This is a genomic window from Kitasatospora sp. NPDC059571, assembly GCF_042735675.1.
Lineage (GTDB): Bacteria > Actinomycetota > Actinomycetes > Streptomycetales > Streptomycetaceae > Kitasatospora.
The window spans coordinates 1-10,444 of sequence record NZ_JBHWBW010000080.1 but is presented as its reverse complement, the minus strand read 5'-3'; the positions used below and the strand labels follow the sequence as shown (position 1 = coordinate 10,444).

The window sequence follows — 10,444 nt, the reverse complement described above, 5'->3', positions numbered from 1 at the left end:
GCCCCCGCCGGGCGGGGGCGGGGGGCCGCGGGGGGCCGCGGACCGGCCGCCGGAGCGGCCCAGGCCCAGGTCGAACCGGCCGGGGTGCAGCGCGTCGAGCAGGCCGAACTCCTCGACGGTGGCGAGCGCGGTGCGGTGGCCGAGCTGGACGGCTCCGGCCCCGAGCCGGATGGTCGAGGTCGCGCCGGCGGTGAGGGCCAGGACGACGGCGGGGGAGGTGCCCGCGACACCGGGGTTGAGGTGGTGCTCGGCGAACCAGTAGCGCGCGTAGCCGAGTTCCTCGGCGTGCCGGGCCAGGTCGATGCTGTTGCGCAGGGCCTGGGCGGCATCGGAGCCGGAGGAGATCGGAACGAGGTCGAGGACGGTGAGCGGGGTGTCGGCCATGGGGGAGGTCCTTCGTCAGTGCGCTGCGGACGCGGCCGGGACGGGCGCCTCGGCCGCGGGGGAGGCCGGCGCCACCGGTGCCCAGGGCCACGGCGGATCGGGGATCTCCCGGCGCAGGGTCGGGGCGATGTCGGACTGGAACAGTTCCAGGCCGTCCCGGTGCTGCGCGTCGGTCAGGCCGGAGGCGTCGGCGTGCAGGTGCAGCACGGTGTGGCCGAGCTGCTCGTGGTAGCGGTGCACCTTCTCGATCACCTGCTGCGGGCTGCCGATCAGGGCGGAGCTGCGCTCGGCGAAGTCCTCCAGGGTGGCGAAGACCGGTTCGAGGCCGAGCCGCTTCTGGAGGGCCAGGCGGCCTTCGAAGACCGGCCGGTACTCCGCGAGCGCCTGCTGTGAGGTGCGCGCCGCGTGGAACCCGGCGGTGCCCGCGCCGACCGTGGCCAGGGCCGGGTCGTGGCCGTGGTGCCGCCACCGTTCGCGGTAGTACCGGACGAGTTCGGCGTAGGGCTCGACCGGGTTGGTGACGTTGGCGGAGAAGAGCGGGTCGCCGTAGCGGGCCGCGAGGTCGACCGACTCACGGCTCGTCGCGCTGCCGTGCCAGACCCGGACCGGGTGCTGGAACGGCCGGGGCCAGACCTCCGCGTCCTTCAGCTCGGGGCGGAAGCGCGACCGGTGGGTCACCCTGTCCTGCCGCCAGATGCGGCGGAACAGCTCGTACGACTCGGCGTTGCGGTCCCACTGGTCCTCGGGGGTGACGTGGAACAGGTCGCGCTGGGCGGCACCGTTGCCCTTGCCGATGATCAGCTCCAGGCGGCCGCGGGAGAGGTGGTCGAGCGTCGCGTAGTCCTCGTAGGCGCGCACCGGATCGAGCAGGCTCAGCGTGGTCACCGCCGTGAACAGCCGGATGCGCCCGGTCAGGGCGGCGATGTGGCCGAGCACCACCGGCGGCGAGGAGGAGATGAACGGCCGCTCGTGGCGCTCGCCCACGCCGAAGCCGTCGAAGCCCAGCTCCTCGGCGAGCAGCGCGCTGTCGACCACTTCCGCGAACCGTTCCTGGGTCGACTTCCGTACCCCGGTCACCGGGTCCGGGGCGTGCGCGATCAGGGTGATGGCCAGGAACTTCACGAGGCCGCCCCCGCCGCGGCGCGGCCGCGGACCGGACGGGGCGCCCCCAGCCCGAGGTGGTCGCGCAGCGTCTCCCCCTCGTACTCGGTGCGGAACACCCCGCGTTCCTGGAGCAGCGGGACGACGGTGTCGGCGAACTCGTCCAGGCCGCCCGGGGTCAGGTGCGGCGCGAGGATGAATCCGTCGCTCGCGTCGGTCTGCACGAACTCGTTCAGCGCCTCGGCGACCTGGAGCGGTGTGCCGATGAACGACTGACGCCCGGTCACCTCGATGATGAGCTCGCGGACGGAGAGGTTCTTGGCCTCCGCGAGGGCGCGCCACTCCGCCGCGACCGCCAGCGGATCGCGGTGCATCCGCACGGAGGCGCGGCCCCGGGCGACGGTGTGCTCGCCGACCAGCGGGTCCACCTCCGGGAGTGGACCGTCGGGGTCAAGGGCGCTGAGGTCGCGGTTCCACAGTTGCTCCAGCAGCCTGATGGCGGTCTGGCCGCTGACCTGCTGGCGGCGGATCAGGGCGGCCTTCTCGTGGGCCTCCGCCTCGGTGTCGCCGAGGACGAAGGTGACGCCGGGCAGGATCTTCAGGTCGTCGTGCGAGCGGCCGTACCGGGCCAGGCGCCCCTTGACGTCGGCGTAGAAGGCCCGGCCCGCCTCCAGGGTGCCGTGCCGGGTGAAGATGGCGTCGGCGGCCGAGGCGGCGAACTCGCGGCCCGCCTCCGAGTCGCCCGCCTGGAAGATCACCGGGCGGCCCTGCGGGCTGCGCGGCACGTTGAAGTGCCCGGAGATGTCGAACTCGCGGACGTGGTGGTCGAACCGTCCGGGGCGCGGTGCGCGGAGGAAGACGCCGGTCTCCTTGTCCGCCACGATCTCGTCGCCGTGCCAGGAGTCGAACAGCTCCCACGTCGCCGCGAGGAACTGCCGGGCGCGCTCGTAGCGGTCCTCCTGCGCGAGGAACCCGCCGCGGCGGAAGTTCTCGCCGGTGAACGCGTCCCAGGAGGTGACCACGTTCCAGGCCGCCCGGCCCGCCGAGAGGTGGTCCAGCGAGGCGAACTGCCGTGCGACCTCGTAGGGTTCGTTGAAGGTGGAGTTGATGGTCCCGGCGAGGCCGAGCCGCTCGGTGACGGCCGCGAGCGCCGCCAGGACGGTGAAGGTGTCCGGGCGTCCCACCACGTCCAGGTCGTATATCAGGCCGTTCTGCTCGCGCAGCCGGAGCCCTTCGGCGAGGAAGAGGAAGTCGAACTTGGCGCGCTCGGCCGTCCGGGCGAGGTGGACGAAGGAGCTGAAGTCGATCTGGCTGCCTGCGGCCGGATCGCTCCAGACGGTGGTGTTGTTGACGCCGGGGAAGTGCGCGGCGAGGTGGATCTGCTTGACGGGCTTGCTCATCGCTCGTGCGGTCCTTCCGGCTCAGACGGCGGTGCCGGCGGCACCGGTGCCGGTCGCGGCGGGGGTGGCGGGGGCGGCGTAGCGGTTGGCGGGGCGCGGCAGGCCGAGGAGCCCGCGCAGCGTGGAGGCCTCGTAGGCGGTGCGGAAGATCCCGCGGCGCTGGAGTTCTGGGACCAGGCGGCGGGTGATCCGTTCCAGGTCGTGGGGGAGGGCACCGGGGCGGAGCCGGAAGCCGGTGAGTCCGGCCCGCTGCCACTCCTGCAGCAGGTCGCCCAGTTCGGCGGGTGTCCCGGTGAAGACGCGGGCGTCGCCGGCGGGGGCGGCGCCCGCCCTCCGGTCGAGGCGTGCCCTGCGCTCGGCGGCGGCTCCGGGGGCCTCGTCGAGGAAGACCACCAGGTCGCCGAAGAGGTGCACGGTCTCGCCGGCACGGCCCGCGGCGGCCTGGGCCTCGCGGACCTCGGCCACGATCGCGCGGGCGTCGTCGGCGTCGCGCGGGGTGACGAACCCGATGTCCGCCGAGCGGCCCACGAGGCGGTAGGGCTCGCCGCGGTGGGCCAGTGCGGCGACGACGGGCTGGCCCTGCGGCGGGCGCGGGGTGATGGACGGCCCGCGCACGCTGAACCGGCGTCCCTCGAAGTCGATGTAGTGCAGCTTGGCGCGGTCGATGAAGCGTCCGGTGGAGGCGTCGCGGATCTCCGCGTCGTCCTCCCAGCTGTCCCACAGCCGGCGCAGCACCTCGACGTAGTCCTCCGCCTCGCCGAAGAGGTCCCGGAGGACCGCCCGGCCGGCGGGCGTGTCGAGGTCCTCGATCCGCAGGTCGGGCGCCGGGCGGCGGCCGAAGTGCGCGGCCTCGTCCGCCCGTCCGGACACCTTCACCCGGATGCCGGCGCGACCGGTGCTGACGTGATCGAGGGTGGCGACGGCCTTGGACAGGTGGAACGGTTCGGTGTGGGTGACCACGGCGGTCGGGACCAGGCCGATGTGCCGGGTCAGCGGCGCGATCCGGGCCGCGATCAGGACGGCGTCGAGACGGCCGCGCACCTGGTCGGTCCGCTCGTCCGGGTCGAAGGGGTGGGCGGACTGGAGGCCGAGGGAGTCCTCGATGGTCACCAGGTCCAGCAGGCCGCGCTCGGCCTCGGCGACGAGATCCGCCCAGTAGCCGGCGGTGAACAGGGCTTCGGGGCGCGCGTCGGGCTCGCGCCAGGCGGCGGGGTGCCAGCCCGCGCCGTCGAGGGCGACGGCCAGGTGCAGGAGGGCGGAGGATCGGGGCATGGGAGACCGTTTCCTGTCCGGAGGGGGGTGGTCGTTGACGGTGCGGAACGCGGCACGGCACGCCGGACGGAGCCGCCACGGGCCGCGGGCAGCTGCCGGCCGGTGCGGGTCGGTACGGGAGGTCGTCCGCTGCGACGCGGCTCAGGCGGCGTGCAGCGCGGCGGTGCGCGGTACGACGGCGTGCCGGGACACCGGACACAGCGCGGTGGTGACCCGCTGCAGGTCGATGTGGAGACGCGCGCACGTCGTGACGGTGAGGCAGTCGGCCTTGACGGTGACGGCCGCAGGGTGTTGCCGGATGCCTGGCACTGCCGTCACCTCCGTTCCGCTCGGTGCCCACCGGTTCGAGCTCGCGCTTGCGGTGCCGTTCTCGGCTCCGCCGGGTCATCACCTGGGGCACCCCGCCGCGGAGGAGGGTTGCCGGTCAGCAAGCCAGGGCTCGATGCTGACACTCGCGACCTGCTGCACGGTAACCCGGCGACGGCGTCCGGCACAATCCCGTCGGAGGGGCGACGGCCATGGGCGATCGAGGGAGGCGTCGACGATCCCGGTCCGGGTACGGAACCCGGTCTCACGCTCCGGCCGCTCGGCGGCCGCAAAGCCCCTCTGGCTTTGGCGACCTGAGAAGCCGTTGTCGTAGACCGGCAACCCGCCTCCACGGCGGGGTGCCCCGGGTGAGGACCCGACCGGACCACGGTAAGCGCGATGTCCCTCGGGGCGGAACGGCAAGGGTGAGGACGATGCACGCAGCTCCGGGAAGGGCCGCCGGCCGCTGCCGCGGCCGTGCTGCGGCGTGTCCGAACCGGTCGGTCGACCTGCTGTGCGTCAGCCCCGGTACGACTCCCCGCGGTGGGACCGTTTCCGGTACTGGCTCGCCCGGCCGGTCATCGCCGACGGACTGGCCGTCACCCTGGAGGTCACCGCCCACAGCGCCGCGCTCGGGATCGCGGGCGGCGTCGTCCTCGCACTGGCCAGGTTCTCCCGCAGCCCGGTGCTGCGTGCCGTCAGCTCGTTGTGGTGCTGTTCTTCCTCTGCAACTTCAGTGCGCTGCAGGGCACGTTGAGCCTCGGTGTGCCGCTTGGGCCGGCGTTCTGGCACTTCGGCGAGTCGAAGCCGGCCACCGACACGGTGATCGCCGTCGTGGGCCCGAGCCTCAACGAGGCCGCCTGCACCGCCGGGGTGGTCTGCACGGACGAGCTGCTGCTGCACCCCGACCCGCATCCCGACCGGGAGGGCCGGCGCGGCGAACCGGTCTCACCGGCGGGCCGCCCTGAGTTCGCGGATCAGGGCGCGGACGAGGACGCCGGAGGCCAGCTCCGGGGTGGCGAGGTAGCCCACGGAGCGGGTCGGCCGTTCGGGGCCGAGGTCGGTGATCCCGATGCCATCCGGTGCCCCGGTCAGCGAGAGGGCGGGCACGATCGCGAAGCCGAGGCCCCTGGCGACCAGCGAGAGCACCGCGCCGTCGTCCTCGGCCAGGACGGTCGCCTGCGGGATCCAGTCCTGCCCGGCCCACCACCGACGCGTGTACGAGCCGCAGTTCTCGTGCCAGTCCACCAAGGGCAGGGACCGCGGGTCGGGGTGACCGGCCGGGTGCACCAGCTGGTACGGCTCCTCGAGGAGCACGCCGCCGATGAGCCCCGCGGGAGGGGAGGCGGCGTCGATCGTCGCGATGCCCACGTCCGCGTGCCCCTCGGCGACCTCGCCGGCGGCGCCCGCGCCCAGTTCGCGGACGATGCGCACCTCCGGTTCGACCCCGGGGTGGCGGGCGGTGAGGCGCTCCAGGGCGGGCGGCAACAGGTGGAGCGCGGCGCTGCGGAAGGCGGCGATGCGCAGCCGTCCGGTGACCGTGCCCCGTTCGGCGCTGCGGGCCTCGGTGGCCAGGGTCTCCAGGAGCCGCAGGACCCGGCGGGCGTGGGCGGCAGCGGCGGCACCGGCCGGGGTGGGTGTCGCGCCCTTGCGGCCCCGCTCGAACAGGACCGCACCGACCTTGCGTTCCGTCCCGCGGATGGAGTGCGAGACCGCGGACTGGGTCAGTCCGAGGGCCCTGGCGGCCGCCGAGAACCCGCGCTCGCGGTCGACGGCCACGAGGATGCGGAGCTCGTGGGGGGCGAGGTCGGTGGCGGCAGCCGCGAGGGCAGCCGCAGGGGAGGCGGGAACTGCGGCTGCCACGGGGCCCACCCGCTTCCATGAGGGCCCTTCATGGATCGGGCCGTTCCATGAGCGCAACCGTCTCCCCGGGCCGCGCATTCCTCCGTACGTTCACCTTCATGACCGAGACCGCGCTGACCGTGCACCAGACCGCCCGCCCCCACGGCTTCCCCACCCCCGACCACTTCGCCTTCGTCGAGTCCGCCGTACCGGTGCCCGGCCGGGGGACGGCGCTGGTGGAGAACCTGTACTGGTCGGTGGACCCCTACCACCGCGAGATGATGGACGGGGACTTCGCGCTGGACGCACCCCTGGAGGGCCGCACCATCGGCCGGGTCGTGGACTCCCGCGACCCGGCGCTGCGCGAGGGCGCGATCGTCCTCCACCGGCTGGGCTGGCGCACCCACGCCGTCGTCGCCCCCGGACAGGCGCGTGCCGTCCCCCACTTCGACGGGGTACCGCTCTCCGCGCACTTGAGCATCCTCGGCGGCACCGGCCTGACCGCCTACGTCGGGCTCACCCGGATCGCCGAACTCCGCGAGGGGCAGGACGTGTTCGTCTCGGCGGCGGCCGGCGGCGTGGGCACGGCCACCGGGCGGCTCGCCCGGCTGATGGGTGCGGGACGGCTGGTCGGCAGTACGGGCAGGACGGCGAAGGCCGCCCACCTGATGGAACACGTCGGCTACGACGAGGTCTTCGACTACCACGCGGGTCCGGTGGCCGAACTCCTCGCCGCGGCGGCGCCCGACGGGATCGACCTCTTCGTGGACAACGTCGGCGGCGAGCACCTGGAAGCGGCGATCTCCTCGCTGCGCGCGTACGGACGGATCGTGCGGATCGGCACGATCGCCCAGTACAACAGCACCGGCACGCCCCACGCCCTGCGCAACCTTCCCGACATCGTCGAGAAGAGCCTGCGCATGGAGGGCTTCCTGGTCCGCAACCACACCGGGGTCCAGCAGGAGCTGTACGAGTTCGTCGTGCCGCACCTGCAGAGCGGACGCCTCACGCTCGACGAGACCGTGGTCGACGGCTTCGACGCCATCGTGGACGCGTTCCTGGGGATGCTGAGGGGCGAGAACCTGGGCAAGATCGTCGTGCGGGCGACCGGGGTGACCGGGGCGGACGGCTGAACGGACCGTCCCGCCCGCCCCGGCCCCGGTCTCCGCGTCCGCGGGTCGCAGCGGTGGACCACGGTGTGGCGCCGCGGACGTGCGGCCGCCCGGGTGGATGCCGATCCCCGCGTCGGGTCCCGTCCGGTACCGGCTGTCGGACCTCGTCCACGGGCCGACGGAAGCGGGATGCCGGTCGGCCGGACCGGGACCCGGCGCGGGGTTCGAAGCCCCCGGGGGCGCGACGACGGCGCTGGCACCGCGCCCCGTCCGGAGGCCCTCGCCCGCCCTGGACCCGCAGGGCCGTTTCCCTGCCGATCCCGTGGGCGGGCCACCGACCCGGGCCCGGCACGCGCCGGTGCCCGGTCCGGTGAGCACATGTTCCGTCGTGGTCGGACGACCCCTGCCGCCCGAACGGGTGCGGAGGGCCGGGCGTTCGGTTCAGGCGCGCCGCAGCGCGAACCAGACGGTCTTCCCGCGCCGCGTCGTGCGGGTGCCCCACGCGGAGGCGAGGGCTTCGAGCAGGAGCAGCCCGCGGCCGTTCTCGGCGTCGGGGCCGGGGTCCCGCACGAAGCGGACGGACGGGAGGCCGCTGCCGGGGTCCTCGACGTTGACGGTGAGCGAGTCGCGGCTCTGGCAGAGGGTCGCGCGGATCCGTCCGGGTGTGCCGGACGGTCCCGTCGCGGCGTGCCGGACGGCGTTGGTGAAGATCTCGCTGAGCAGCAGCTTCACGGTGTCGACGAGGTCACCGGACCCCCAGGCGCAGAGGAGGTCGGCCGCAGCGTTGCGGAGGTCGCGGGCGGACTCTCCGGCGGGTGCGACGCGGATCCGGGCGTAGAACTCGAGTTCGCCGGTCTCGCGGCACGCGCACCGGTGGGACCGGGGGAGCAGCGGGCGCCGGGCCCCCTCCGGGTGGTCGGACCTGAGGACGAGCACGCGCTCGGACCTCGCCCGTCCGGCGGGGTTCGTCGTACATCGGACTTCCATGGTCTTCCCCCAGGGTCGGGGTACGGCCTCGCGGCCGGCGGATGGCGGGACCACGGGCCGGCGGCGGTCGTCGCCTCCCGGGGCGGGAGGGTCCTCGGCCGCGCGGGCCGAGTGCCGCGGAGGGCTGCCGGCGGTCGTGGGGCGGCCGTGCGGGCGGTCCGTGGCGCCCCGGCATCCGGGGCTGCGGAATGCCGGGGCGGGGGTCGGGCCCCGTCCGGGCGTGAGGTGTCGCTTCGAACGTGCTCCGGTGCGGTGGGCGGCGATCGGCGGCGCACTGGCGGGGCCGCGGCGCTGCGAGGCGCCCGGGTCCGTGGGGCCTTCGCCGGACGCACGGCCCGAGGAGGTGGCGCGGCGTCCGCTCCCGCGGGGATCGAGCCCGCGGTCCGGTCGGCCACCGGCGGGGACGGTCGTCTGTGGCGACCCGTTCCTGCCGTACCGGGGACCATACACCTCGGTCTACGCGCGTTGCAAGGGTGCTCCCGGGGCGCCGCCGTCGGCGTTCGGGGGGTGGTGAGCAGGCGTGCGGGACCGCCGACGGCGCCGGTCGGGGCGGGCCGCCCCACCGGTCGGTGCGGCGCGGGGCCGGCGTTGAGTCACGGCGCCACGTCCAGTGACACCACGCTGCACTCGTTCGTTGCGCCGAAGCCCGACGGCGGTTCGAAGGAGCGCGAACTCGGCGACTTCCGTCAGCAACTCGACGATCAAGGGCAGCGTGCTGTCCTCGAACGGCACGCTGCTCGCCCTCTGCGGCTCGACCATCAACGGCGGCTCGGTGGACGTCTCCCGTGCCGGCAGCTTCGTGATCGTCGGCGACCCGGGTGACGACGGCTGCGCCGGCAAGCAGTCCACGGTTCGGTGCTGCTGTCAGGGGGGGGCGCGCGGGGGGGGGGTGCGGGCCGCGAGCTGGCCGGCCCGGCCCCCGAGGCCGCCCCAGCGGTCGGGGTGTTCCAGGGAGGCAACCCGGCCGAGGCCCCAGACCTGGGCCTGCTCGGGCGCGGTGGGACGGTCGCCGGGCCCGGTGGCGACGGCGCCCGCGGTGGCGCACCAGAGCGGCGCGCCGACCCCCGCGTCGCCGAGGGCCTGTAGCAGCAGGAGGGTGGCGGCGAGGCCGGCGGGCAGCGCCGGGTGGGCGGGGTGCGGCGCCGGGTCGAGGGCGAGCATCGAGAGCACGCCGGCCGGTGTACCGGCCTCGGCCGCCTCCCGCAGCCGGGCGGCCAGCGCTGCACGGTCGTCGTCGCCGGCGGCCCAGGTGACCACCCGGACGTCGGCGCCCTCGCGGGTGAGCGCGGCGGACACCTCGGCGGTGCGATCGGCCGGGCCGACCCCGCCCGGGACCACGAGCAGCCAGCTCCCGGACACCGGGACGGCAGGCTCGGTGGCGGGGCGCCAGACGGCCCGGTAGCGCCAGCCGTCCGCGGTGGACTGCTCGCGGCAGCGGCGGCGCCAGGCGGCGATCGCCGGAAGGGCCGTACCGAGCGGCTGGTCGGCGTCGAGCTCCAGTTCGCCGGTGAGCGCGGCCAGGTCCTCGCACTCGACGACCTCCCAGAATCGGGCGTCCACCGCATCCGGCTCCCCGGCCGCCCCGGTCGCGCCGGCAGCGGCGGGCGCGGGCCAGTAGCGCTCCCGCTGGAAGGCGTAGGTCGGCAGGTCCGTGCGGCGGGCCCCGGTGCCGGCGAAGTACGCCGGCCAGTCGACGGCCGCGCCGCGCGCCTGCGCGGTGGCCAGGGCGGTGGTCAGCGTCCGGGCCTCCGGCCGGCCGTGGCTCAGCACCGGGGCGAAGGCGGCGGACCCGGTGGCGCAGTCCTGGCCGAGGGCGCTGAGGACGCCGTCGGGGCCGAGCTCCAGGTAGGTGGTGACGCCCTGGCCGGCCAGGGTCCGGACGGCGTCGGCGAAGCGGACGGCCTCGCGGACGTGCCGCACCCAGTACTCGGGGTCGCGGACCTCTTCGGCGGAGAGCGTGTCGCCGGTGACGGTGGAGACGATCGGGATCCGCGGCACCTCGTAGGCCACCTGGGCGGCGACGGCGCGGAAGTCGTCGAG

The 10,444-nt window shown here is 75.0% G+C and carries 7 protein-coding genes, 3 pseudogenes and 2 riboswitches; of the genes and pseudogenes, 2 read left to right on the top strand and 8 right to left on the bottom strand.

The window, feature by feature from the left end; all coding sequences use genetic code 11:
- The 5 genes and pseudogenes from ACFV0G_RS12365 to ACFV0G_RS12345 form a co-directional block, all read right to left on the bottom strand.
- A pseudogene (locus ACFV0G_RS12365) lies at positions 1–384 on the bottom strand (LLM class flavin-dependent oxidoreductase); the annotation flags it as partial.
- Between the two features lie 15 nt (positions 385–399).
- Positions 400–1,506 (bottom strand): LLM class flavin-dependent oxidoreductase, encoded by a 1,107-nt coding sequence (locus tag ACFV0G_RS12360; RefSeq protein WP_380545637.1) that lies wholly within the window; start codon positions 1,504–1,506, stop codon positions 400–402.
- Positions 1,503–2,885, bottom strand: a complete 1,383-nt coding sequence (locus ACFV0G_RS12355) for an NtaA/DmoA family FMN-dependent monooxygenase (RefSeq protein WP_380545635.1) — start codon at positions 2,883–2,885, stop codon at positions 1,503–1,505. The genes ACFV0G_RS12360 and ACFV0G_RS12355 overlap by 4 nt, the downstream gene beginning before the upstream one ends.
- A 21-nt stretch (positions 2,886–2,906) precedes the next feature.
- Positions 2,907–4,157, bottom strand: a complete 1,251-nt coding sequence (locus ACFV0G_RS12350) for an LLM class flavin-dependent oxidoreductase (RefSeq protein ID WP_380545633.1) — start codon at positions 4,155–4,157, stop codon at positions 2,907–2,909.
- A 141-nt stretch (positions 4,158–4,298) separates the two neighbouring features.
- Positions 4,299–4,466, bottom strand: a complete 168-nt coding sequence (locus ACFV0G_RS12345) for a hypothetical protein (protein WP_380545631.1) — start codon at positions 4,464–4,466, stop codon at positions 4,299–4,301.
- Between the two features lie 38 nt (positions 4,467–4,504).
- Positions 4,505–4,617: riboswitch (SAM riboswitch) on the bottom strand.
- 172 nt (positions 4,618–4,789) lie between these two features.
- A riboswitch (SAM riboswitch) is annotated at positions 4,790–4,866 on the top strand.
- Positions 4,867–5,004: 138 nt separating this feature from the next.
- Here ACFV0G_RS12345 and ACFV0G_RS12340 point away from each other — a divergent pair.
- Positions 5,005–5,342, top strand: a pseudogene (locus ACFV0G_RS12340) (amino acid ABC transporter permease); the annotation flags it as partial.
- Between the two features lie 69 nt (positions 5,343–5,411).
- On the opposite strand, the gene ACFV0G_RS12335 reads toward ACFV0G_RS12340, so the two are convergent.
- Positions 5,412–6,326, bottom strand: coding sequence for a LysR family transcriptional regulator (locus ACFV0G_RS12335; protein ID WP_380545629.1), 915 nt, complete (start codon positions 6,324–6,326; stop codon positions 5,412–5,414).
- 98 nt (positions 6,327–6,424) lie between these two features.
- Between ACFV0G_RS12335 and ACFV0G_RS12330 the strand changes: the two genes are divergently transcribed.
- Positions 6,425–7,438: an NADP-dependent oxidoreductase gene (locus ACFV0G_RS12330; RefSeq protein WP_380545627.1), complete on the top strand. Its 1,014-nt coding sequence runs from the start codon at positions 6,425–6,427 to the stop codon at positions 7,436–7,438.
- Positions 7,439–7,858: 420 nt separating this feature from the next.
- Here ACFV0G_RS12330 and ACFV0G_RS12325 read toward each other — a convergent pair whose 3' ends face one another.
- Both ACFV0G_RS12325 and ACFV0G_RS12320 read right to left on the bottom strand, forming a co-directional pair.
- Positions 7,859–8,353: an ATP-binding protein gene (locus ACFV0G_RS12325; protein ID WP_380545625.1), complete on the bottom strand. Its 495-nt coding sequence runs from the start codon at positions 8,351–8,353 to the stop codon at positions 7,859–7,861.
- A 915-nt stretch (positions 8,354–9,268) separates the two neighbouring features.
- Positions 9,269–10,444 (bottom strand): annotated as a pseudogene (locus ACFV0G_RS12320) (hypothetical protein); the annotation flags it as partial.

Excerpts from the sequence above, each read along its gene's own strand:
- ACFV0G_RS12355 (WP_380545635.1), bottom strand. The coding sequence starts at position 2,885 with ATGAGCAAGCCCGTCAAGCAGATCCACCTCGCCGCGCACTTCCCCGGC.
- ACFV0G_RS12350 (WP_380545633.1), bottom strand. The coding sequence starts at position 4,157 with ATGCCCCGATCCTCCGCCCTCCTGCACCTGGCCGTCGCCCTCGACGGC.
- ACFV0G_RS12330 (WP_380545627.1), top strand. The coding sequence starts at position 6,425 with ATGACCGAGACCGCGCTGACCGTGCACCAGACCGCCCGCCCCCACGGC.